This window comes from Haemophilus seminalis, assembly GCF_006384255.1.
Taxonomy (GTDB): Bacteria; Pseudomonadota; Gammaproteobacteria; order Enterobacterales; family Pasteurellaceae; genus Haemophilus; species Haemophilus seminalis.
This window is the reverse complement of record NZ_VCED01000002.1, coordinates 209,791-232,452: the sequence shown is the minus strand read 5'-3', so window position 1 is coordinate 232,452 and position 22,662 is coordinate 209,791. Positions and strand designations below refer to the sequence as shown.

22 protein-coding genes, 3 tRNA genes and 2 pseudogenes are annotated in these 22,662 nt (G+C 39.9%); 10 read left to right on the top strand and 17 right to left on the bottom strand.

Translation table 11 applies throughout. The features are described from left to right. Positions 1–119 precede the first annotated feature (119 nt). The 4 genes from tuf to rpsL form a co-directional block, all read right to left on the bottom strand. Positions 120–1,304, bottom strand: coding sequence for an elongation factor Tu (gene tuf, locus FE813_RS03470; protein ID WP_005646706.1), 1,185 nt, complete (start codon positions 1,302–1,304; stop codon positions 120–122). Between the two features lie 64 nt (positions 1,305–1,368). After that, positions 1,369–3,471 carry an elongation factor G gene (fusA, locus tag FE813_RS03465; protein ID WP_009501123.1) on the bottom strand — a complete coding sequence of 701 codons (2,103 nt, stop codon included), beginning with the start codon at positions 3,469–3,471 and terminating at the stop codon, positions 1,369–1,371. An 82-nt stretch (positions 3,472–3,553) separates the two neighbouring features. Continuing rightward, complete coding sequence (rpsG, locus tag FE813_RS03460) at positions 3,554–4,024, bottom strand: 30S ribosomal protein S7 (RefSeq protein WP_038440497.1); 471 nt, start codon at positions 4,022–4,024, stop codon at positions 3,554–3,556. Between the two features lie 157 nt (positions 4,025–4,181). Beyond that, a complete protein-coding gene (rpsL, locus tag FE813_RS03455) occupies positions 4,182–4,556 on the bottom strand; it encodes a 30S ribosomal protein S12 (RefSeq protein ID WP_005543325.1) in 375 nt (124 codons plus the stop codon). A 268-nt stretch (positions 4,557–4,824) separates the two neighbouring features. Here rpsL and FE813_RS03450 point away from each other — a divergent pair, with 268 nt between their 5' ends. Next, complete coding sequence (locus tag FE813_RS03450) at positions 4,825–6,201, top strand: chloride channel protein (RefSeq protein ID WP_180978675.1); 1,377 nt, start codon at positions 4,825–4,827, stop codon at positions 6,199–6,201. A gap of 11 nt (positions 6,202–6,212) precedes the next feature. Continuing rightward, positions 6,213–7,202, top strand: coding sequence for a tRNA dihydrouridine(20/20a) synthase DusA (dusA, locus tag FE813_RS03445; protein ID WP_139989447.1), 990 nt, complete (start codon positions 6,213–6,215; stop codon positions 7,200–7,202). Positions 7,203–7,250: 48 nt separating this feature from the next. Here dusA and FE813_RS03440 read toward each other — a convergent pair whose 3' ends face one another. Further along, a complete protein-coding gene (locus FE813_RS03440) occupies positions 7,251–7,541 on the bottom strand; it encodes a YfcZ/YiiS family protein (protein WP_139989446.1) in 291 nt (96 codons plus the stop codon). 22 nt (positions 7,542–7,563) lie between these two features. Beyond that, complete coding sequence (trpS, locus tag FE813_RS03435) at positions 7,564–8,568, bottom strand: tryptophan--tRNA ligase (protein WP_139989445.1); 1,005 nt, start codon at positions 8,566–8,568, stop codon at positions 7,564–7,566. Positions 8,569–8,696: 128 nt separating this feature from the next. Between trpS and hflD the strand changes: the two genes are divergently transcribed. The 5 genes from hflD (at position 8,697) to glmU (ending at position 13,425) form a co-directional block, all read left to right on the top strand. Then, the gene (hflD, locus tag FE813_RS03430) at positions 8,697–9,314 is read left to right on the top strand and encodes a high frequency lysogenization protein HflD (protein WP_139989444.1); all 618 of its coding nucleotides are present in this window, start codon (positions 8,697–8,699) and stop codon (positions 9,312–9,314) included. Positions 9,315–9,336: 22 nt separating this feature from the next. Continuing rightward, complete coding sequence (gene purB, locus FE813_RS03425) at positions 9,337–10,707, top strand: adenylosuccinate lyase (RefSeq protein ID WP_139989443.1); 1,371 nt, start codon at positions 9,337–9,339, stop codon at positions 10,705–10,707. Positions 10,708–10,978: 271 nt separating this feature from the next. Next, complete coding sequence (rplJ, locus tag FE813_RS03420) at positions 10,979–11,470, top strand: 50S ribosomal protein L10 (protein ID WP_005626605.1); 492 nt, start codon at positions 10,979–10,981, stop codon at positions 11,468–11,470. A gap of 54 nt (positions 11,471–11,524) precedes the next feature. Further along, positions 11,525–11,896 carry a 50S ribosomal protein L7/L12 gene (gene rplL, locus FE813_RS03415; RefSeq protein ID WP_005626607.1) on the top strand — a complete coding sequence of 124 codons (372 nt, stop codon included), beginning with the start codon at positions 11,525–11,527 and terminating at the stop codon, positions 11,894–11,896. A gap of 158 nt (positions 11,897–12,054) precedes the next feature. Further along, positions 12,055–13,425, top strand: coding sequence for a bifunctional UDP-N-acetylglucosamine diphosphorylase/glucosamine-1-phosphate N-acetyltransferase GlmU (glmU, locus tag FE813_RS03410; RefSeq protein WP_139989442.1), 1,371 nt, complete (start codon positions 12,055–12,057; stop codon positions 13,423–13,425). A gap of 40 nt (positions 13,426–13,465) precedes the next feature. Here glmU and FE813_RS03405 read toward each other — a convergent pair whose 3' ends face one another. From FE813_RS03405 to FE813_RS03375, 7 genes are all read right to left on the bottom strand, one after another. Beyond that, on the bottom strand, positions 13,466–13,777 hold the full coding sequence (locus FE813_RS03405; RefSeq protein WP_139989441.1) for a DUF5389 family protein: 312 nt from the start codon (positions 13,775–13,777) through the stop codon (positions 13,466–13,468). 97 nt (positions 13,778–13,874) lie between these two features. Beyond that, positions 13,875–13,951 (bottom strand) — tRNA-Arg (locus FE813_RS03400). 55 nt (positions 13,952–14,006) lie between these two features. After that, a tRNA-Arg gene (locus FE813_RS03395) sits at positions 14,007–14,083 on the bottom strand. Between the two features lie 20 nt (positions 14,084–14,103). Further along, positions 14,104–14,198: transfer RNA gene (locus FE813_RS03390), tRNA-Ser, on the bottom strand. A gap of 115 nt (positions 14,199–14,313) precedes the next feature. After that, positions 14,314–15,258, bottom strand: a complete 945-nt coding sequence (locus FE813_RS03385) for an alpha/beta fold hydrolase (protein WP_139989440.1) — start codon at positions 15,256–15,258, stop codon at positions 14,314–14,316. Positions 15,259–15,336: 78 nt separating this feature from the next. Next, a complete protein-coding gene (asd, locus tag FE813_RS03380; protein WP_046943024.1) occupies positions 15,337–16,452 on the bottom strand; it encodes an aspartate-semialdehyde dehydrogenase in 1,116 nt (371 codons plus the stop codon). A 165-nt stretch (positions 16,453–16,617) separates the two neighbouring features. Then, positions 16,618–17,334, bottom strand: a complete 717-nt coding sequence (locus FE813_RS03375) for an MgtC/SapB family protein (RefSeq protein WP_048953346.1) — start codon at positions 17,332–17,334, stop codon at positions 16,618–16,620. Between the two features lie 151 nt (positions 17,335–17,485). On the opposite strand from FE813_RS03375, the gene rimO reads away from it, so the two are divergent. After that, complete coding sequence (rimO, locus tag FE813_RS03370) at positions 17,486–18,823, top strand: 30S ribosomal protein S12 methylthiotransferase RimO (protein WP_009501103.1); 1,338 nt, start codon at positions 17,486–17,488, stop codon at positions 18,821–18,823. A 116-nt stretch (positions 18,824–18,939) separates the two neighbouring features. Here the strand turns inward: rimO and FE813_RS03365 are convergent, their stop codons facing one another. Next, positions 18,940–19,803, bottom strand: a complete 864-nt coding sequence (locus FE813_RS03365) for an AraC family transcriptional regulator (protein ID WP_114892170.1) — start codon at positions 19,801–19,803, stop codon at positions 18,940–18,942. A gap of 131 nt (positions 19,804–19,934) precedes the next feature. On the opposite strand from FE813_RS03365, the gene FE813_RS03360 reads away from it, so the two are divergent. After that, on the top strand, positions 19,935–20,153 hold the full coding sequence (locus FE813_RS03360; protein WP_046943022.1) for an OsmC family protein: 219 nt from the start codon (positions 19,935–19,937) through the stop codon (positions 20,151–20,153). 108 nt (positions 20,154–20,261) lie between these two features. On the opposite strand, the gene FE813_RS03355 is transcribed toward FE813_RS03360, so the two are convergent. From FE813_RS03355 to FE813_RS03345, 3 genes and pseudogenes are all read right to left on the bottom strand, one after another. Further along, a complete protein-coding gene (locus FE813_RS03355) occupies positions 20,262–20,876 on the bottom strand; it encodes a CadD family cadmium resistance transporter (RefSeq protein ID WP_208430670.1) in 615 nt (204 codons plus the stop codon). A 309-nt stretch (positions 20,877–21,185) separates the two neighbouring features. Next, positions 21,186–21,749 (bottom strand): ATP-binding cassette domain-containing protein, encoded by a 564-nt coding sequence (locus tag FE813_RS03350; RefSeq protein WP_075875340.1) that lies wholly within the window; start codon positions 21,747–21,749, stop codon positions 21,186–21,188. Positions 21,750–21,781: 32 nt separating this feature from the next. Then, positions 21,782–22,036: pseudogene (locus FE813_RS03345) on the bottom strand (AraC family transcriptional regulator N-terminal domain-containing protein); the annotation flags it as partial. An 85-nt stretch (positions 22,037–22,121) separates the two neighbouring features. Here FE813_RS03345 and FE813_RS03340 point away from each other — a divergent pair. After that, positions 22,122–22,552, top strand: a pseudogene (locus tag FE813_RS03340) (organic hydroperoxide resistance protein). The last annotated feature ends 110 nt before the right edge of the window (positions 22,553–22,662 follow it).

Here is a 22,662-nt window from a genome sequence, read left to right as displayed (position 1 = left end):
TGTAGCTTGATAATTATAAATATTATAGAGATATATCTAATACTCATAAACAAAAAAGTGCGATGAAAATTCACCGCACTTTTCTCTTACTTGTCTCTTAGACTATTTCGCTGCATCTATTATTTGATGATTTTCGCTACAACGCCCGCACCAACTGTACGACCACCTTCACGGATTGCGAAACGTAAACCTTGGTCCATCGCGATTGGGTGGATTAAGCTTACTGTCATTTTGATGTTATCACCAGGCATTACCATTTCCACGCCTTCTGGTAATTCAATTGTACCAGTTACGTCAGTTGTACGGAAATAGAATTGTGGACGGTAACCTTTGAAGAATGGAGTATGACGACCACCTTCTTCTTTTGATAATACGTACACTTCTGATTCGAAGTCAGTATGTGGTGTGATTGAACCTGGTTTCGCTAATACTTGACCACGTTCGATTTCTTCACGTTTAGTACCACGTAATAATGCACCGATGTTTTCACCTGCACGACCTTCGTCAAGTAATTTACGGAACATTTCAACACCCGTTACTGTAGTTTTCGCTGTATCTTTGATACCTACGATTTCTACTTCATCACCAGTACGGATGATACCACGTTCTACACGACCTGTTACTACAGTACCACGACCTGAGATTGAGAACACGTCTTCGATTGGAAGAAGGAACGGTTGGTCAATCGCACGCTCTGGTTCTGGGATGTAAGTATCTAAGTGGTTTGCTAATTCAAGGATTTTTTCTTCCCATTCTGCTACGCCGTTTAATGCTTGTAATGCAGAACCACGTACGATTGGAGTATCGTCACCTGGGAAGTCATATTGAGATAGAAGTTCACGCACTTCCATTTCTACTAATTCTAATAACTCTTCGTCATCTACCATGTCGCATTTGTTTAAGAATACGATGATGTATGGAACACCTACTTGGCGACCTAATAAGATGTGCTCACGAGTTTGTGGCATTGGACCATCAGTTGCTGCTACTACTAAGATAGCACCATCCATTTGTGCCGCACCAGTAATCATGTTTTTAACATAGTCGGCGTGTCCCGGACAGTCAACGTGTGCGTAGTGACGAGTTGCTGTATCGTATTCAACGTGTGAAGTGTTGATGGTGATACCACGCGCTTTTTCTTCTGGCGCGTTATCGATTTGGTCAAATGCGCGAGCTGCACCACCGTAGTGTTTAGATAATACGGTTGTGATTGCTGCTGTTAAAGTTGTTTTACCGTGGTCAACGTGGCCGATTGTACCCACGTTTACGTGCGGTTTTGTACGTTCAAATTTTTCTTTAGACATTGCTAATGTTTCCTAAGAAGTGCGGTATAAAACACTCATGTTTTACACCGCTGGTTTACAAAAATTATTTTTTACGCGCTTCAATTACTGCAGCTGCAACACTTGTTGGAGCTTCAGCATATTTTAACGGTTCCATTGAGTAAGATGCACGACCTTGAGTTTGTGAACGTAAGTCTGTTGCATAGCCGAACATTTCTGAAAGTGGAACTTCAGCATCGATCTTAACAACGAACTCATTCGCTTCTTGACCGTTCACCATAGCACGACGACGGCTTAAGTCACCAATTACATCACCAACATATTCAGGTGGAGTTTCAACTTCAACTTTCATAATCGGCTCAAGTAATACTGGGTTTGCTTTTGCGAATGCTGCTTTAAATGCTAAAGATGCAGCAAGTTTAAACGCTAACTCAGATGAGTCCACATCATGGTATGAACCGAAGTGTAAACGTACACCAAGATCAACTACTGGGTAGCCCGCTAATGGACCAGATTTAAGCTGTTCTTGGATACCTTTATCAACCGCAGGAATGTATTCACCAGGGATTACACCACCTTTGATTTCATTTACGAATTCGTAACCTGGGCCTTCTGGATCTAATGGATATAAGTCGATAACAACGTGACCATATTGACCGCGACCACCAGATTGTTTTGCATGCTTACCTTCCACATCGTTAACACGAGTGCGGATAGTTTCACGGTAAGACACTTGTGGTTTACCGATGTTAGCTTCCACTTTGAACTCACGTTTCATACGGTCAACGATGATATCTAAGTGTAATTCACCCATACCAGAGATGATAGTTTCACCAGATTCTTCATCAGTGTGAACACGGAATGAAGGGTCTTCTTGTGCTAAACGACCTAATGCTAAGCCCATTTTTTCTTGGTCAGCTTTAGTTTTTGGTTCTACCGCAACAGAGATTACTGGCTCTGGGAATTCCATACGCTCAAGGATGATTGGTGCTTCAATTGCACATAATGTATCACCAGTAGTTACATCTTTTAAGCCAATAGCAGCTGCAATGTCACCTGCACGAACTTCTTTAATTTCTTCACGTTTGTTAGCGTGCATCTGTACGATACGACCAAAACGTTCGCGTTTTTGACGTACAGAGTTTAATACTGTGTCACCAGAATTAATAACACCAGAATATACACGGAAGAAGGTTAAGTTACCTACGAATGGGTCAGTTGCAATTTTGAATGCTAATGAAGAGAATGGTTCTTCATCGCTTGCGTGACGCTCACCTTCAGTTTCATCAAGGTTGATACCTTTGATCGCCGGAATATCAGTTGGTGCCGGTAAGTATTCAACAACGGCATCCAGCATAGCTTGAACACCTTTGTTTTTGAACGCAGAACCACAAGTTACTAAGATGATTTCGTTTGCTAATACACGTTGACGTAATGCAAGTTTGATTTCTTCTTCAGAAAGATCTTCACCGCCAAGGTATTTTTCCATTAATTCTTCAGATGCTTCAGCCGCTGCTTCAACAAGGTTTTGACGCCATTCTTCGCAGTCTGCTTGCATATTTGCAGGTACATCTTCATAGGTGAAGGTCATACCTTGATCAGCTTCGTTCCAGTTGATCGCTTTCATTTTGATCAAGTCAACAACACCAGTGAAGTTATCTTCTGCACCAATTGGAAGTTGAAGAGGAACTGCGTTAGCACCTAAACGAGTTTTCAATTGCTCAACTACGCGTAAGAAATTTGCACCAGTACGGTCCATCTTGTTTACGAACGCAATACGTGGCACTTGATATTTGTTAGCTTGACGCCATACAGTTTCAGATTGTGGTTGAACACCACCAACCGCACAGTAAACCATTACCGCACCATCAAGAACACGCATAGAACGTTCTACTTCAACAGTAAAGTCTACGTGTCCTGGAGTATCGATAACATTGATGCGGTGTTGTTGGAACTGTTGTGACATACCAGACCAGAATGCAGTTGTTGCCGCAGAGGTAATGGTAATACCACGCTCTTGTTCTTGTTCCATCCAGTCCATCGTTGCTGCACCATCGTGCACTTCGCCGATTTTGTGGCTAACACCAGTATAGAATAAGATACGCTCAGTAGTCGTGGTTTTACCCGCATCAATATGCGCACTGATACCGATATTACGATATCTTTCAATAGGGGTTGTACGAGCCATTATTATAACCTTGTTTATTTAATATCAGTTTATATAAGGGTAAGGCTTCATCAATGATGAAGCCCTTTAAATTCAAAACTTATTACCAACGGTAGTGAGCAAATGCTTTGTTAGCTTCAGCCATGCGGTGAACATCTTCACGTTTTTTCACTGCTGCACCTTTATTATCTGAAGCATCAGATAATTCGTTTGCAAGGCGTAAAGCCATTGATTTATCACCACGTTTACGTGCTGCTTCAACGATCCAACGCATACCTAATGCGTTACGACGTACAGGACGCACTTCAACTGGTACTTGGTAAGTAGAACCACCAACACGGCGAGATTTAACCTCAACAGTTGGACGTACGTTTTCAAGTGCAACTTCAAACGCTTCTAAAGGCTCTTTACCTGTGCGTTGTGCTAAAGTTTCTAAAGCACCATAAACGATTGATTCAGCAACGGATTTTTTACCGTCTACCATGATTACATTAATAAATTTTGCAAGTAATTCTGAACCGAACTTCGGATCTGGAAGAATCTTGCGTGCTTCAATACTACGACGACGTGGCATTGCGAATTTCTCCGTATTTTAATCTTCAGGATATCCAAAACCCATCAGCAATATTTCTCTTTGAGAAAATTTGCAGCGCAAAGCGCTTTTTGACTGGAGTTTATGGTTTAAATTGTTTTGCTAATTTAGACGTTTGGCCTTACTTAACGGAGAACCATTAAGCTTTAGGACGTTTAACGCCGTATTTAGAACGACCTTGTTTACGATCTTTAACGCCTGCGCAGTCTAATGCACCGCGTACTGTGTGGTAACGCACACCTGGTAAGTCTTTAACACGACCACCACGGATTAATACAACACTGTGCTCTTGAAGGTTGTGACCTTCACCACCGATATAAGAAGTTACTTCAAAACCGTTAGTTAAGCGGATACGACATACTTTACGTAACGCTGAGTTTGGTTTTTTAGGAGTTGTAGTATATACACGAGTACATACACCACGTTTCTGCGGGCAAGCCTCTAATGCAGGAACGTTGCTTTTTACAACCTTTTTCACACGCGGTTTGCGTACTAGCTGGTTGATAGTTGCCATTAAAAAAGCTCCAGTTTAAATGTTATTCAATAATAGAATGTTGTTCAAAAAATCTACTTCCATACAGAAATAGACGGCGAATTTTAATCGTTCTGAGGTTTGTTGTCAATAATTAAACAGCGCCAAAGATCCGTGAAAGGATCTTTAGTTGTGTACAAAAACGCTTCCAAAATTCACCGCACTTTTTCATTCAAAATGCCAAACCAATTGCCCTAGCGAAATGACAGTTTTATAATTTCTACTTAATTAGTATTAAATTACAATCATTATGTTACGCTCGCTCAAATTTCACTTACGCTATTTCTTCCATAAAAAGCTACGTCAAACACACAGAATTTCCCACAAAAGTTTAGAATTTATCTGCCTAATTATAGGTGCAACATTTGTCTCACTCTTTTCATTTGGCTTTGCTAAATTATCCGATCTTGGTCTAGAACTAAACGCTCACTGGTCATCTCAATATCCTATTGCAGTTTGGTTTGTGTTACCCCTAGGCATGGCTTGCCTGACTTGGTTTACGAAAAAATATACTCCCTATGTTGGAGGAAGCGGTATTCCGCAAGTGATTGCATCAATTAATCTTCCTCATAGTAGCTATAAAACCAAATTAGTTGAATTCAGCCAAACTATTTGGAAAATTCCTCTTACCTTTCTGGCAATGCTTATTGGTGCATCGGTTGGACGTGAAGGTCCATCAGTACAAGTTGGTGCGGCTGTCATGCTGGAGTGGGGGAATTATTGTAGAAAACATAATTTAGCGTTTAGAGGATTAAGCACTAATGAATTACTTGCGACAGGTGCAGCGGGTGGGCTTGCAGCTGCCTTTAATGCACCTTTGGCTGGGGTGATATTTGCAATTGAAGAACTTGGACGTGGAGTAATGTTACGTTGGGAACGACGCGTATTGATGGGGGTATTAGCTGCTGGTTTTATTCTTGTCGCGATTCAAGGAAACAGCCCTTATTTTCCACGTTATCAAGGGGCAACATCTGTTTCTTATCTCTATCTTTGGCTTGCAATTTGTGGGGTGGTTTGTGGCATTCTAGGTGGCATATTTGGACGATTATTAGCAAAAGGTATCGCAGGATTATCACCTGAAAAATGGCGAGGCTGGGTTCGCCAACATCCTATTTATATTGCTTTATTATTGGGTTTAGTGCTTGCCGCACTCGGCAGTTACACTCATGGACAAACTTATGGTACTGGCTATGAGGTTGTTGCGCGCGCTTTAGAAGGGCAAGCCATAGAGCCTGAAATTGGCATCCTTAAACTTTTGGCAACAGTAACCACTTATTGGAATGGTATTGCCGGTGGTATCTTTACCCCATCATTGACAACAGGCGCAGGCATTGGCGCAATGCTTTGGGATCTCAGTAGCGGTATGATCGATCAACGTTTTTTGGTGATTTTATGTATGGCGGCATTTTTAGCTGGCGGCACACAATCTCCAGTTACTGCCAGTGTTGTTGTAATGGAAATGACAGGCGCGCAACCCGTTCTCATTTGGCTCTTGATTTCCAGCATTATTGCATCCATAATCTCGCGCCAATTTAGCCCAAAACCATTTTACCACTTTGCTGCTGGTCGTTTTCGCCAACAAATGCAAACTCGCCAAGCCGAAGAATTACGCAGCAAAACCAAATAAGAGAAATAAAAATGCCTCAAAATCTACCGCACTTTTACCGCGGCCGTTTTTCTGTTGCGCCAATGTTAGATTGGACAACACGCCATTGTCGTTATTTTCATCGCCAATTTTCAAAGCATGCGTTACTTTACACTGAAATGGTCACTGCGCCTGCGATTATCCATGCCAAATACGATCACTTGGATTTTGATTTACAAGAAAATCCCGTTGCGTTACAGCTGGGTGGATGCGATCCTGAACAACTCAAATATTGTGCAAAACTTGCTGAGGAACGAGGTTATCACGAAATTAATCTTAATGTAGGATGCCCTTCTGATCGCGTACAAAATGGAATGTTTGGCGCTTGCTTAATGGCGAAAGCAGATTTGGTGGCAGACTGTGTAGAACAAATGCAAAGTGCGGTCAAAATTCCAGTCACGGTGAAAACGCGTATTGGCATTGATGAATTAGATAGCTATGAATTTTTATGTGATTTTATTGAAAAGGTTCAAGGAAAAGGTTGCCAAGAGTTTATTATCCACGCACGAAAAGCTTGGCTTTCAGGATTAAGCCCAAAAGAAAATCGAGAAATTCCGCCATTAGATTATGCCCGGGTATATCAACTAAAACGTGATTTTCCACATCTAACTATCGCAATTAATGGCGGTATAAAAACTATTGAAGAAATGAAACAACATTTACAATATGTGGACGGCGTGATGGTTGGGAGAGAGGCCTATCAAAATCCAAGTTTACTTGGGCAAATTGACCAAGCCTTATTTGATCTTAACGCACCAATTGTTACCGCTCATGAAGCGGTACAGTCAATGCTTCCCTATATTGAGCAACAACTTAGCCAAGGCATACACCTTAATCATATCGTCCGTCATATGTTAGGCGCATTCCAAAATTGCAAAGGCGCTCGTCAATGGCGACGCTATTTAAGCGAAAATGCGTTTAAACAAGGTGCGGGAGTTGAAGTAGTTGAAACCGCCTTAAGCTTTGTAGAAAACGAATCCTAAAAAACAAAATAAGCCGCAAAAGTGCGGCTTATTTTTCAGCGATTTTTCTTACGCAATACGCATTTGAAAAATCACCAATTCAGCTTGGCAACAGAAAGTGAAATCTGCTTTTAATAAATAACCACCATCCACTTTTGTAATTTCAGATTGAATTTCACAAGGTTCACTTTCTACATCACGCGCTTTCTGAGTAAAAAATGCGAGCGCTTCTTGCGCTTGTTCTTCACTGTCATAAACATATTCAATAACCTGACTACAATCACGATTATCGAAAAGTGATTTCATATCAAATGTGTTACAACCTACACATTCAATCGGTTTTTCAGTTTGAATCACCATAATATTATCCCTTTTATTCAGATTATTTTGCAACAACAAAACCTACTGCTTCATACACTTTCACCAAGGTTTCTTGTGCTTTTGCACGCGCTTTCTCCGCACCTTGTCGTAAGATATTATCTAATAAAGCTTCATCATTACGATATTGATGGAAACGTTCTTGTAAACCAACAAGTAAAGTTGATACTTCATCCGCTACTGCTGTTTTTAAATGTCCGTACATTTTACCTTCAAATTCTTTTTCAAGATCAGCAATTGGCTTATCTGTAACCGCAGAAAGAATATCTAAAAGATTGGATACACCCGCTTTATTTTTCACATCATAACGAACAACAGGCGGCTCATCTGAATCTGTTACGGCACGTTTAATTTTCTTCGCCACAGATTTTGGATCTTCTAAAAGTGTCACCACGTTGTTGCGGTTATCATCTGATTTTGACATTTTCTTTTCAGGATCTTGCAATGACATAATACGCGCACCAGCTTTTCCAATGAAAATTTCAGGAATGGTGAAAATATTGCCATAAATTGCATTAAAGCGGTTTGCAATATCACGCGTAATTTCTAAGTGTTGTTTTTGGTCATCGCCAACAGGCACGCTTTTTGCTTGATAAAGTAAAATATCCGCCGCCATTAACACTGGATAATCAAACAAACCCACGTTAATATTTTCTGCATAACGCGCTGATTTATCTTTGAATTGTGTCATTCGGCTCATTTCACCAAAATAAGTGTAGCAGTTTAACACCCAGCTTAATTGCGTGTGTTCTGGAACGTGAGATTGAACAAAAATAGTACTTTTATTTGGATCAATTCCACACGCCAAATAAAGTGCAAGCACATCAAGCGTTGCTTTGCGAAGGGCAACAGGATCTTGACGCACAGTGATCGCATGTAAATCAACTACGCAGAAAATACATTCATAATCTTCTTGCATTTTCACCCAGTTGCGCAACGCGCCCAAATAATTTCCGATAGTTAATTCACCAGAAGGCTGCACGCCACTAAAAACAATTGGTTTTGCCATAATCAATCCTTAATACCTTAAAACTGTTCGCACATCATACCAGAAACTCTAGGCTTTTTTAATGTTCGAGTTCAAAAGCTAGGTTAAAAATGCTATATTTAACGAAAACGTTTTCCTAATATTTTCTAATGAAAAACTACCACGATATTGTTCTTGCCCTTGCTGGAGTGTGCCAATCAGCAAAATTGGTTCATCAACTTGCAACAGAAAGCCGAGCAGATTCGGATACATTTTTAACCGCACTTAATAGCCTTTTCATTACCCAACCACAACGAATCGAAGATGTTTTTGGTGGAGAAGTTCGTCATTTAAAATTAGGTCTAGAAACCTTAATTCATCAGCTCAATGCACAAGGCGATCAAAATTTAACTCGCTATTGGTTAAGCCTTTTGGCGTTAGAAGGAAAATTATCGAAAAATCCCGATGCCAAACAAACATTGGGAAATCGAGTTTCTCGCCTAAAAGAACAAGAAATTCATTACGCTCGCGATAGTGAAACAATGCTATCTATAATGGCGAATATTTACAGCGACGTTATTAGCCCATTAGGCAAAAAAATTCACATCCTAGGCTCACCTGATTATTTGCGACAAGAACTCGTGCAAAATAAAATTCGTGCAGTTTTACTTGCAGGCATTCGCTCTGCCGTGCTGTGGAAACAAATGGGCGGAACAAAATGGCAAATTTTATTTTTCCGCAGAAAATTACTTGCCACCGCAAAACAGATTTATTCTTCTATTTATTAATACAATTCTGGAGCAAACATTTATGCAACTCTCTACACTGACCGCACTTTCCCCTCTTGATGGTCGTTATCAAGATAAAGTAACTCCATTACGCACTATTTTTAGCGAATTCGGGTTAATGAAATTCCGTGTAGCTGTGGAAGTTCGTTGGTTACAAAAATTAGCTTCAACGACAGACATTACCGAAGTACCGCCATTTTCTACGCAAACAAATACTTTTTTAGATGGAATTGTGGCTAATTTTAATGAGACCGATGCTGCGCGTATTAAAGAAATTGAACGCACAACCAATCACGATGTGAAAGCCGTTGAGTATTTTCTGAAAGAGAAAATTCAAAATGAAGTGGAACTAATGAACGTTTCCGAATTTATTCATTTCGCTTGCACCTCAGAAGATATTAACAACCTCTCTCACGCATTAATGTTAAGCACCGCTCGTGACGAAGTGATTTTACCAGAATGGCAAAAACTGATTGATGAAATCACTCGTCTTGCAGAAGAATATAAAATGATTCCATTACTTTCTCGCACACATGGCCAACCAGCTTCACCAAGCACAGTGGGCAAAGAAATGGCGAATGTCGTTTACCGTCTAAAACGTCAATTTAAACAACTCCAAAACGCGGAAATCTTAGGTAAAATCAATGGCGCGGTAGGTAACTACAATGCGCATTTATCGGCATATCCTAATATTGATTGGCACAAATTCAGCGAAGAATTTGTCACTTCATTAGGTATTCAATGGAATCCTTATACCACGCAAATTGAACCGCACGATTACATCGCTGAGTTTTTTGATGCTGTAGTACGCTTTAATACCATTATCATTGATTTTGATCGGGATTTATGGGGATATATTGCATTAAATCACTTTAAACAACGAACTATTGCAGGCGAAATTGGTTCTTCTACCATGCCACATAAAGTCAATCCAATTGATTTTGAAAACTCAGAGGGCAATCTGGGATTAGCCAATGCAGTGATGACCCACTTAGGTCAAAAGTTACCAATTTCTCGCTGGCAGCGTGACTTAACAGATTCAACCGTATTACGTAATTTAGGCGTAGGATTAGGTTATTGTTTGATCGCTTATGCCTCAACACGAAAAGGCATCAGTAAACTTGAAGTAAATCAACCGCACTTATTAGAAGAACTCAATCAAAACTGGGAAGTTTTGGCTGAACCAATTCAAACCGTAATGCGCCGCTATGGAATAGAAAAACCTTACGAAAAATTAAAAGAATTGACGCGAGGTAAACGAGTGACAGAACAGGCTATGCTTGAATTTATTGATAAGTTGGCTATTCCACAAGAAGAAAAATTACGTTTACAAAAATTAACACCCGCTACTTATATTGGGGCTGCAGTGGAATTAGTAGAAAAGCTATCATAGGAATTTGACTCTTTTTCCAACAATATTCTTTACAAGAACATAGCTTTTCTCTATAATCCTGCGCCTGTGTTAGTCAATCTAACAAATTTCTGGTTGGTGCTTGACCTATTCAAGCCCCATCCAAGACCGTAGGGGAGTAATCTTAATTATCCTACGTAGATGGTGAACAGAATAAGAATTTTTCTTGCTTCTGGGCGCCGAAGTCATCCTAGTCTAAGGATTAGGTAAATTAATTCCGAGCAATCGGAGTGTATTCAGGAGCTAAAAGCCAATGGCATTAAATCTTCAAGACAAACAAGCAATTGTTGCTGAAGTAAATGAAGCAGCCAAAGGTGCACTTTCAGCAGTAATCGCGGATTCTCGCGGTGTAACTGTTGAGAAAATGACTGAATTACGTAAATCAGCACGTGAAGCTGGCGTTACAATGCGTGTAGTTCGTAATACTTTATTACGTCGCGCAGTTGAAGGCACAGATTACGAATGCTTAAAAGATACGTTTGTAGGTCCAACACTTATCGCGTTCTCTAACGAACACCCGGGCGCAGCTGCTCGTTTGTTCAAAGAGTTTGCTAAAGCAAACGATAAGTTTGAAATTAAAGGTGCAGCCTTTGAAGGTAAAATCCAAGATGTTGAATTCTTGGCAACATTACCAACTTACGAAGAAGCGATTGCACGTTTAATGGGCACAATGAAAGAAGCTGCAGCAGGCAAACTTGCTCGCACCTTCGCGGCATTACGCGACAAATTACAAGAAGCAGCTTAATCATTAAGCGTTTCTTACTTCATCTAACTTTATTTATTTTAGGAATTGATTGTTATGTCATTAACTAACGAACAAATCATTGAAGCGATTGCTTCAAAAACTGTAACTGAAATCGTTGAATTAATCGCAGCGATGGAAGAAAAATTCGGTGTTTCAGCAGCGGCAGCAGTAGCAGCAGCTCCAGCAGCAGGCGGTGCAGCGGCAGCAGAAGAAAAAACTGAATTCGACGTAATTCTTGCAGCAGCTGGTGCTAACAAAGTAGCAGTAATCAAAGCAGTACGTGGTGCAACTGGTTTAGGCTTAAAAGAAGCTAAAGATTTAGTTGAATCTGCTCCAGCAGCATTAAAAGAAGGTGTTTCTAAAGAAGAAGCTGAAGCACTTAAGAAAGAATTAGAAGAAGCTGGTGCACAAGTAGAAGTTAAATAATTTCTCTTTTAACCACTTTAAAATTCAGAAAACCGATGGGAAACCATCGGTTTTTTCCTATCTATAAAGCCACAAATCCCTTAATTTAAAAACTTATCATCTTCTCCTTTCTACGATAAAATATCTCCTATTATTATTGATAAATAAAGAGAAAATTTATGACTACAAAAGCATTAAGTGCGGTAATTTTAGCAGCCGGAAAAGGAACCCGCATGTATTCCGATTTACCAAAAGTTCTACATACAATCGCTGGTAAACCAATGGTGAAACATGTAATTGATACTGCTCATCAATTAGGCGCAGAAAATATTCATTTGACCTATGGCCACGGTGGGGACTTAATGCGTACCCATCTTGCAAATGAACAAGTAAATTGGGTATTACAAACAGAACAACTTGGCACAGCACATGCAGTTCAACAAGCGGCACCGTTCTTTAAGGATAACGAAAATATTGTTGTACTTTACGGCGATGCACCATTAATAACTAAAGAAACATTAGAAAAATTAATTAAAGCAAAACCAGAAAATGGCATTGCATTGCTTACCGTAAATTTAGATAACCCAACAGGCTATGGGAGAATTATCCGTGAAAATGGCAATGTTGTAGCAATTGTAGAACAAAAAGATGCAAATGCAGATCAACTAAATATTAAAGAAGTAAATACTGGCGTTATGGTATCCGATGGTGCAAGTTTCAAAAAATGGCTAGCTCGTGTAGGCAATAATAATGCTCAAGGCGAATATTACTTAACGGATCTTATTGCTCTTGCAAACCAAGATAATTGCCAAGTTGTTGCTGTACAAGCAACAGATGTCATGGAAGTTGAAGGCGCAAATAATCGCTTACAATTAGCCGCACTTGAACGTTATTTCCAAAATAAACAAGCCTCCAAATTACTACTTGAAGGGGTAATGATCTACGATTCCGCTCGTTTTGACCTACGTGGAACATTAGAGCATGGAAAAGATGTGGAAATCGACGTTAATGTTATTATCGAAGGTAGTGTTAAACTCGGTGATCGCGTAAAAATTGGCGCAGGTTGCGTATTAAAAAATGTTGTTATTGGCAATGATGTAGAAATAAAACCCTATTCAGTGCTAGAAGATTCTGTAGTGGGAGAAAAAGCCGCAATTGGTCCATTTTCTCGTTTACGCCCAGGTGCGGAACTCGCAGCTGAAACACATGTCGGTAACTTTGTAGAAATTAAAAAATCTACCGTTGGTAAAGGTTCTAAAGTAAATCACCTAACCTATGTTGGCGATTCAGAAATCGGCTCAAATTGTAATATTGGTGCGGGTGTCATCACCTGTAACTACGATGGTGCGAATAAATTTAAAACGATCATCGGTGATGATGTATTTGTGGGATCTGATACACAATTAGTCGCGCCAGTGAAAGTCGCAAATGGCGCAACTATTGGTGCTGGGACAACAATTACACGTGATGTTGGCGAAAATGAATTAGTGATTACACGAGTTCCTCAACGCCATATTCAAGATTGGCAACGACCAACAAAGAAAAAATAAAATAGCATAAAAAAATCCTACGTTTTATCGTAGGATTTTTTTATAAACCGATTTTACAAATCGTCATCAAAACTACATAAAAAATGACCGTACTTAATACCAATAATTTAAAAGCCAATTTTGGCTTTCTCTGATGTAGGCGATATAAAATTCGAGCTACCATCGCAAGAATAATAGGATAAATCCAAAAAAATATTGAAAATAAATTAACTTGCCAAGTTTCTAAGTTTGGATTTTTATCAAATGTCGTGGAAAGCAACAGAGCCATCGGACATAACAATACAGGGGCACAAAAAATAGCTAATCCCCAGGTAAATAAACTAAAACCACGAGGCAAAGATTGTCTTGTCATAATTTAAAAATTTTACAAATAAAAGATAATTACAATATAGCAAATACTGTGATTATTAGAAAGTAAGTGGAAATCAATAGACTTGAATAAAATGAAATGGCGCACCCGAAAGGATTCGAACCTTTGACCGCTCGGTTCGTAGCCGAGTACTCTATCCAGCTGAGCTACGGGTGCGCAGATGATGCTTTAATTATTCATAACCATTTTATAAGATAGAGTCGCTTTAAAATGGCGCACCCGAGAGGATTCGAACCTCTGACCGCTCGGTTCGTAGCCGAGTACTCTATCCAGCTGAGCTACGGGTGCAGAATAAATAAAACAAACAATGGCGGTGAGAGAGGGATTCGAACCCTCGATGGAGCTTTTTAACCCCATACTCCCTTAGCAGGGGAGCGCCTTCAGCCTGCTCGGCCATCTCACCACAATCGGTGTGAGCGGTATAATACGTTTTTTAGAAAATATGTCAAACCATTTTTTGAAAAACACACCTGTTTGAATATTTTATCTACACATTAAATATATTATTGAATAAAAATCTACTCATTATTCAAAAATACTAAAATCTTAGATATTGTTTCCTGTCTCAATTCATCTTGCTCAAATAACACCTCATGTTTCGCGTTCAATACAACTTTACATTGAGCATTCGGAAAAAGTGCGGTTAATTTTTCAAGATTTTTGTTATCTACTATTTTTTCTTTTTCGGCTTGTAAAATTAGGGTTGAAATTTCAATCTTAGGAATAACTTTCGGTAAGCGTTTAATTGCATTTAAACACAGATGTACCCAACGGAACGTTGGTCCGCCAAGATGAATTGCTGGATTCTTACGATTTACACGATTCATCCATTTCATTCTGGTTTTACAGAAACTTAGTTCATTGTATTCCAAATGGGCTTGTTGATAAGGTCCTTTACCAAAAACATAACGCTCGCCTTGCCCTAACATATTCATCAGGGCAATAATCAATTCATCTCTAATAGGGTGTTTTAAAGGAATGCCGTAAAAAGGCGAAGAAAGCACAGCTTTATTAATACAATGATCACAATTTGCCAAATAATATGTTGAAATCAGTGCCCCCATTGAATGAGCAAGTAAATGCTGTGTGGAATAATTAAAAAGTGCGGTCACTTTTTCGATGATTTTCGCCATATCATCGACATAGAAACGAAATTCGTCTAAATGCCCTTTTTCAGAATCCTCCAGCAAATGGGTTGAATAGCCTTGACCACGGTGATCAAATAGCAACACATCATAGCCTTGATGATAAAAATCATAAGCTGCCTCTGACCATTTCAACATATTTTCAGCACGGCCATTCACTAAAATCATTAATTTTCTATCCGCACTTTTAGCGTGGACTAAATGACGATAAGCGATTTGAACGTTATTTTTGCCAGTGAAATATTGCGTTGGAAATTGATTGAAAAAAGGTAACAGTTCGGTAAAGACAAATTGAGTAAAGTAGGATTCTCGATTCATAAGTTTTTAGATGGGATACATCAACGCATGCAAAAGAAAGAAAAAGTGCGTGAGATTTTACTTCACGCACTCTGCCAATTATGCTACCAATTGTTTTAAGATACGGCGAACCGGCTCTGCAGCCCCCCATAATAATTGGTCCCCCACAGTAAAGGCTGCCAAGTATTCTGGTCCCATAGCCAATTTACGTAAACGACCCACTGGCACGCTTAATGTACCTGTTACTTTCGCTGGAGTTAATTCACGCAATGTGGTTTCTTTGTCGTTTGGAATCACCTTCACCCATTCATTATGTGATGCAATAATTTGTTCGATTTCTTCTAATGGTAAGTCTTTTTTCAGTTTGATAGTGAATGCTTGGCTATGGCAACGTAATGCGCCGATACGCACACATAAACCATCCACAGGAATTGGATTGTCGCTTAAACCTAAAATTTTGTTGGTTTCTGCATAACCTTTCCATTCTTCTTTAGTTTGTCCTGTTTCAGGAAGAAGTTTGTCAATCCAAGGGATTAAGCTACCCCCTAATGCTGCGCCGAAGTTATCAGTTGGGAAACTATCAGAACGCATTTCTGCAGTCACTTTACGTTCAATATCTAAAATTGACGAAGCAGGGTCTTTTAATTCACTTGAAACCGCTTGTTCTAATAAGCCCATTTGTGAAAGTAATTCACGCATATTTTTTGCGCCAGCACCTGAAGCCGCTTGATAAGTTGCCACAGAAATCCATTCCACCAAATCTTTTTCAAATAGACCTCCGATAGCCATAAGCATTAAGCTTACGGTACAGTTACCGCCCACGAAGGTTTTAATGCCTTTTTTCAAACCTTCAGAAATCACGTGTTGGTTTACCGGATCAAGCACAATAATTGCATCATCTTTCATACGTAGTGCAGAAGCTGCATCAACCCAATAACCGTCCCAACCTGTTGCTTTTAATTTTGGATAAACTTCATTAGTATAATCACCACCTTGGCAAGTCACGATAATGTCTAATTTTTTCAGTTCTTCAATATCGAATGCATTTTTAAGTTCGCCTGCATCCTTGCCACCAAATACAGGTGCTTTTTGACCTGCTTGTGAAGTCGTAAAAAATACTGGATTAAGATTCGCAAAATCATTTTCCTGCGACATACGATCCATTAATACGGAACCCACCATTCCGCGCCAGCCGATAAAGCCTACATTTTTCATTGTTGTTTCCTTAGTTTGTTGTGTTTGAATAGAATTATTAATTACAAGATAGCGTTAGCAAAATCAAGTATTTTTCATGGAAATTTACATTTTGCGAAAGAAATTAAATAAGAAATAAAAAAGAGCGGTCCATTTAAAAGAAAATTTAACTTGACCGCTCTTTTTCTAGTTATCTACTTCAACACTTATCACACCTTCTTCCGCTTTCAACAATGCATACGCATCTTTCAACATTGTGGAATCAATGGAAAAACAGCGAATTTGTAACCGCACTTCACCACTACTTTGATCTTTCACCTGTATATGTTCAATACGATACTGATTGTTTACTAACAATTGGGTGACTTTTCCAATGCTTTCCGCACTATTAACAAGAATATTGAATTTTGTCCGACGACGTTGTGACTTACGATGTACCCAGCGTTGAACCAACGGACTTAATCGAATAGACACCAAAATCATCACCGTTGCGATAACCGCATCGAACACGAAACCTGCCCCAGCAGCAATACCGATCCCCGCAGAAGCCCAAATAATCGCCGCAGTGGTTAAACCTGAAATCGCATCATTTTTCTTATGCAAAATCACACCTGCACCTAAAAAACCGATGCCACTAATCACTTGAGCCGCAAGACGCATCGGATCCGTACGAATATTTTCTGAAACTTGCGCATAATGCTCTGCTGCTTGAATCGAAACAATCGTTAGCACACAAGTGGTGACGGCAATAATGGCGCAAGTTTTCACACCCACAGGTTTACGCTTAAGCTCACGTTCTAAGCCAATAACACTACCGAGCACCATCGCCAATAGCATTTTGCTAAAAATAATTAAGTGATAAGGATCGAAAAGTGCGGTTAAAAGTAAAGATGAATTTTCCATAATGATAAAAATGAGTCCGACATAATCGCCTATTCTACATCACTTAGCTTAAAATCTTTACCATTCCAAGCCTTTAATTTATCGCCTTTCTTGCGAAAATTGAGTAAAATCTTGCGTTTGAAATTTTATAGAGCGAAAAACGGTTATTTTTATGCAAAATTCAACCCCAAGCATTGGCTTTGTAAGCCTTGGTTGCCCAAAAAACTTAGTAGATTCTGAACGAATCTTAACGGAGCTACGCACCGACGGTTACAACATTGTGCCAAGCTATGAAAATGTCGATTTAGTGATTGTGAACACTTGTGGCTTTATTGATAGTGCCGTGCAGGAATCACTGGAAGCGATTGGTGAAGCATTAGAAGAAAATGGACGAGTTATCGTGACTGGCTGTTTGGGGGCAAAAGAAGACCAAATTCGTGAAGTGCATCCTAAAGTTTTGGAAGTCAGCGGCCCACATAGTTATGAAACAGTAATGGCGCAAGTTCACAAATACGTGCCAAAACCGACACATAGCCCTTACACCAGCTTAGTACCAAAACAAGGCGTAAAACTCACACCAAAACATTATGCCTATTTGAAGATCTCTGAAGGCTGTGATCACCGTTGTACGTTCTGTATTATTCCATCTATGCGTGGTGATTTAGAAAGTCGTTCTATTACGCAAGTTTTGGATGAAGCCAAACGTTTAGCTGAAGCAGGCGTAAAAGAATTGCTTGTGGTATCCCAAGACACTTCCGCTTATTCCATGGACTTAAAACGCCAAGAGGGCGGTGTAAAAACGGCTTTCTGGAATGGCATGCCAATTAAAAATGATTTAATGACCCTTTGTAAACAACTTGGCAAACTTGGAATTTGGGTTCGCTTACATTATGTGTATCCCTATCCACATGTGGATGATTTAATTCCATTAATGGCTGACGGCACGCTCTTGCCGTATTTAGACATTCCATTACAACACGCGAGCCCAAAAATCTTAAAAGCAATGAAAAGACCGGGCAGTATTGACCGCACTTTAGAACGCATTAAACAATGGCGTGAAATTTGCCCAGATTTAACATTACGCTCCACCTTTATTGTTGGTTTTCCGGGTGAAACAGAAGAAGATTTCCAATTATTGCTCGATTTCTTAAAAGAAGCCCAACTTGATCGCGTAGGCTGCTTCAAATTCAGCCCAGTTGAAGGAGCTCCTGCAACAGAGATGGCTGACCAAGTACCAGAAGATGTGAAAGAAGAACGTTTCCATCGTTTCATGCAATTACAACAAGAAATTTCTGCAAACCGTTTAAAACAAAAAATCGGTAAAACTCTTGATGTATTAGTGGATGAAATTGACGAAGAAGGCATTATTGGCCGCTCCAAAGCAGATGCCCCTGAAGTTGATGGATTAGTTTATGTAGATAATTTAAGCGGAATCAATGTCAAAGTCGGCGACGTGATTAAAGTAACCATCACAAATTCTGATGAATATGATTTGTGGGGAAGTTGTTAAATAATAACAATCTCAACGAAATAAACAAAAAATCCATCTTCGTATTGAAGATGGATTTTTTATGACTAAGAGCGGTCAAATTTTTAAGTGTTTTTGAACCTATCTTTAAGCCTCATCTATTTAATATCCCCCTTTGGCGCATGCCCGAAATAGCGTTTGTATTCACGGCTGAATTGGCTAGGCGATTCGTAGCCGACTTGGTAAGCGGCTTCGGTAATGCCTCTCCCTTCTTGTGAGATCAGTCGTCTGGCTTCCATTAGACGTAAGGATTTTTGATATTGCAGCGGTGAAAGGCTGGTTATCTTCTTAAAATGGCTGTGAAAACCAGATAATGACATGCCGCTCAGATTTGCCAAGGTTTCCACGGTAATGGTTTCACTGAAATGCTGTTGTAGATAGTGGGTGGATTGGGCAATTTTTTGCGTATGAGATCCAATGCTTACCATCGCTTTAAGTTTATATCCTTGCTCACCAGTAAGCAACCGATAGTAGATTTCTTGTTGGATAAGTGGTGCAAGAAATTCAATATCTTTTGGATTTTCGTGCAATAGAAATAGACGTTCAACAGCATTTTTGAGAGATTCATCCAGATGCCATTGTGCAAAACCTTCGTCGCCCTTTTGAACATCATCTGCAAGGTTTGGATTTGCTAATAAAATCTTGCTAACGCTCTCAATATCAATTTTCATCGAAATCACTAAAAACGGCTTTTGCGGCTCTGCATATTTAATCTCACCACGCATCGGTACATTGACTGGGCAGAACATAAAGTGTTGATTGTCAAATCGATAGCATTGTTCACCTAGTTGTATTTCACGTTCGCCACTTAACACGATGCAAATGCTTGGTTCTTGAATAATACCTTCATAGCAAAACGGCTGATCGGCATGGCGAATCACCAAGCCTTTAATTGGAGATGAATAGGTTTCGTTATGTGGAATAACTTTTAATAAGCGTTCTATCGTTTCAGTTGAAAACATAATCTTGTAGAAATAGGCAAGTAATTTGGATAAATCATATAACACTTCATATTGCCGTTCAATATAATGAACTCACTTTCAACGGCGGTACGCCAAAACATATTAACCAATATTAAACTGAGGAAAACATTATGAAAATTTTCTACAAAACTTCAGCAACAGCAACCGGCGGACGTGATGGTCGTACCCAAGTGGACGACGGTTCAATCGGCTTTGATTTGGTTTCATTTCAAAATGACGGCACCGGAGCTGATGAAAAACACCAACGCGCCGAGTATGGCAAGCACCGCCGCACCGACGAAAAACGGCCGCATGGGGTGGGTGAAAAACTTATTCATGGTTTGGCTTAATTCTGCATGAAGATGCTTTCAGATATGGATTTATTGGGCGGACAGGGTTGTATCTTGTATTGAAGAAGCAAGCCGAAGGTTTGTCAGATACTCAAATGCCCGTATCATTCATATTATTGATATTATTGTTTGAATTGTATTATTTTCAATAATAATAAATAACCCTAAACCAATATAAATAACAGCCATTATCCAACGACTAAACTTCTCTACAATTTCACCAACACCTGAAATATTAGCCAATCTTTGTGCTGTATATACTAAAACAAAAATCAATATTAAAAATACAAGAAGAGTAACTAATAAGTCGACAAGATTTAAAGTCACAAAGTAAGGAACAAAAAGTCCAATATTATCTGCACCACAACTAGCAACTGTAACCAAAGCAACAATACCGACTAATTTTGACAACCCTTTTTCATCCAATTCTTTTTTAGCTCTTTTTTCGCCCTCACAATCGTCGTAAATAGCAACTTTAATACCTAAGTAAATCGGTATTAAACCTAATAAACCCAACACCCATTTTTCCGGAACATAATTCAAAACAAAAGCTAGAAATAAACTAACTAATATTAAAATTACAGAACCTAAATATTGTCCGATATAAATATCTCGATATTCTTTTCTAGTATTTGCTCTAGCAAAAAATATTAATAGTATTACCAACAAATCTACTGCTGTAGCAATATATAAAACAGCAGCAGTAATCACAGTCGAAAACATAAAGCACCTCATAATGAATCCCCTGCCCCCTTGGCACCACGGCTTTTTCAAAAACCGAATCGCGTTCGGATAACAGATTCGTATCTTTCGCTAAAGAGGCAAGCCTGCGGCTTGCTTACCCTCTCCCTAGCCCTCTCCCACGGGGAGAGGGAATTGGGCTGTCGAGCCTGAACATTTTCAGGTTTACCTGACATCTGATTCCCAATTCTACGGTTCTCTGATTTTGAGAAACCTGATCCCCTTTCCCCGTGGGAGAGGGGTAGGGAGAGGGCAACGAACCGCAAGGTTTGTCAGAAATTTAAATTCCTATCACTCATAATAATGAATCCCCTGAAACTCTCTTGCCACCACGGCTTCTTCAAAAGCCGAATCGCGTTCGGACAGCGGCGTAGGCAGGGTAATCACGTTTTGCACGTTCATGCCCTTAGTGGAAAGCAGCATTATTTCATGGCTCAGGCATGCGGCTTCGAAGCGGTCGTGCGTTACCAGCATACACGCCATGCCCTGCCGCTCGATTTTTTCCACCAGCATGGCGACCAAAATATCGCGCAAATCGCGGTCCAAACCGACGAACGGCTCGTCCAGCAAGGCAAGGTCGCAGCCGCACAGCAGCAGGCGCAAAAATGCTACCCGTTTCGCCATGCCGCCGGACAATTCGGTCGGATATTTGTTCAAATCGCCCGCAGTCAGCCCGACTTTCGCCGCCAGCGCGATGATTTCGCCTTCATCGGGTTTGTCCATAAAAATAGCGATATTCTGCATCGTGGTCAAGTTTTCCGGCAGGCGGTTTTCCTGAAACAGAAAACCCGTTTTGCGGAAAGTATTGCGTATCGTGCCCGATTTCGGCGTTTCCAAGCCCGCAATCAAACGCAAAACCGTCGTCTTGCCACAGCCGCTCGGCCCGAATGTTGATTATCAAATCGGTAGCATTGTTCGCCTAGCTGCACTTCACGTTCTCCGCTTAACACGATGCAAATGCTCGGCTCTTGAATAATACCTTCGTAACAAAATGGTTGATCTGAATGGCGAAGAAATAAGCCTTTAATCGGTGATGAATAGAATTCGTTATGTGGAATAACTTTTAATAAGCGTTCTATCGTTTCATTTGAGAACATAATTTTGTAGGAATAGGCAAGTAATTTGGATAAATCATATAACACTTCATATTGCCGTTCAATATAATAAACTCACTTTCAACGGCGGTACGCCAAAACATATTAACTAACATTAAATGAGGAAAACATTATGAAAATTTTCTACAAAACATCAGCAACAGCAACCGGCGGACGTGATGGTCGTACCCAAGTAGACGACGGTTCAATTGGCTTTGATTTGGTTTCATTCCAAAACGAAAGCGGTAAGCACGGTACAAACCCCGAGCAGCTTTTCGCTATGGGTTACGCGCCTGCTTTGATAGCGCGATGAACCATGTAGCACCGACACTCGGCTTGAAACCGACGAAATCTTCCACTACTGTCGGTGTAGGTATCGGTCAAAAAGCCGATGGTGCATTTGGCTTAGATTTAGATATCACGATTACCGTAGCAGGTTTGACTGAAGATGAGGCGCGCAAATTGATTACTCGTGCTCATGAAGTTTGCCCTTACTCTAACGCTACTCGTGGCAATGTCGATGTACGCTTACATGTGAATGTTATTCAATCGTTTGATTTGTAATAAAAATTAGCATAATAATTAATTTCGAAATAAAAGCCATCTGAAATTTCAGACGGCTTTTTTATAACAAAGTGCGGTCAAATTTTTAGGTGTTTTGCAAATCTCCATCA

Bases quoted from the DNA above. Each gene is read 5' to 3' on its own strand.
- tuf (WP_005646706.1), bottom strand. From the start codon at position 1,304: ATGTCTAAAGAAAAATTTGAACGTACAAAACCGCACGTAAACGTGGGT.
- fusA (WP_009501123.1), bottom strand. From the start codon at position 3,471: ATGGCTCGTACAACCCCTATTGAAAGATATCGTAATATCGGTATCAGT.
- rpsG (WP_038440497.1), bottom strand. From the start codon at position 4,024: ATGCCACGTCGTCGTAGTATTGAAGCACGCAAGATTCTTCCAGATCCG.
- rpsL (WP_005543325.1), bottom strand. From the start codon at position 4,556: ATGGCAACTATCAACCAGCTAGTACGCAAACCGCGTGTGAAAAAGGTT.
- FE813_RS03450 (WP_180978675.1), top strand. From the start codon at position 4,825: ATGTTACGCTCGCTCAAATTTCACTTACGCTATTTCTTCCATAAAAAG.
- dusA (WP_139989447.1), top strand. From the start codon at position 6,213: ATGCCTCAAAATCTACCGCACTTTTACCGCGGCCGTTTTTCTGTTGCG.
- FE813_RS03440 (WP_139989446.1), bottom strand. From the start codon at position 7,541: ATGGTGATTCAAACTGAAAAACCGATTGAATGTGTAGGTTGTAACACA.
- trpS (WP_139989445.1), bottom strand. From the start codon at position 8,568: ATGGCAAAACCAATTGTTTTTAGTGGCGTGCAGCCTTCTGGTGAATTA.
- hflD (WP_139989444.1), top strand. From the start codon at position 8,697: ATGAAAAACTACCACGATATTGTTCTTGCCCTTGCTGGAGTGTGCCAA.
- purB (WP_139989443.1), top strand. From the start codon at position 9,337: ATGCAACTCTCTACACTGACCGCACTTTCCCCTCTTGATGGTCGTTAT.
- rplJ (WP_005626605.1), top strand. From the start codon at position 10,979: ATGGCATTAAATCTTCAAGACAAACAAGCAATTGTTGCTGAAGTAAAT.
- rplL (WP_005626607.1), top strand. From the start codon at position 11,525: ATGTCATTAACTAACGAACAAATCATTGAAGCGATTGCTTCAAAAACT.
- glmU (WP_139989442.1), top strand. From the start codon at position 12,055: ATGACTACAAAAGCATTAAGTGCGGTAATTTTAGCAGCCGGAAAAGGA.
- FE813_RS03405 (WP_139989441.1), bottom strand. From the start codon at position 13,777: ATGACAAGACAATCTTTGCCTCGTGGTTTTAGTTTATTTACCTGGGGA.
- FE813_RS03385 (WP_139989440.1), bottom strand. From the start codon at position 15,258: ATGAATCGAGAATCCTACTTTACTCAATTTGTCTTTACCGAACTGTTA.
- asd (WP_046943024.1), bottom strand. From the start codon at position 16,452: ATGAAAAATGTAGGCTTTATCGGCTGGCGCGGAATGGTGGGTTCCGTA.
- FE813_RS03375 (WP_048953346.1), bottom strand. From the start codon at position 17,334: ATGGAAAATTCATCTTTACTTTTAACCGCACTTTTCGATCCTTATCAC.
- rimO (WP_009501103.1), top strand. From the start codon at position 17,486: ATGCAAAATTCAACCCCAAGCATTGGCTTTGTAAGCCTTGGTTGCCCA.
- FE813_RS03365 (WP_114892170.1), bottom strand. From the start codon at position 19,803: ATGTTTTCAACTGAAACGATAGAACGCTTATTAAAAGTTATTCCACAT.
- FE813_RS03360 (WP_046943022.1), top strand. From the start codon at position 19,935: ATGAAAATTTTCTACAAAACTTCAGCAACAGCAACCGGCGGACGTGAT.
- FE813_RS03355 (WP_208430670.1), bottom strand. From the start codon at position 20,876: ATGTTTTCGACTGTGATTACTGCTGCTGTTTTATATATTGCTACAGCA.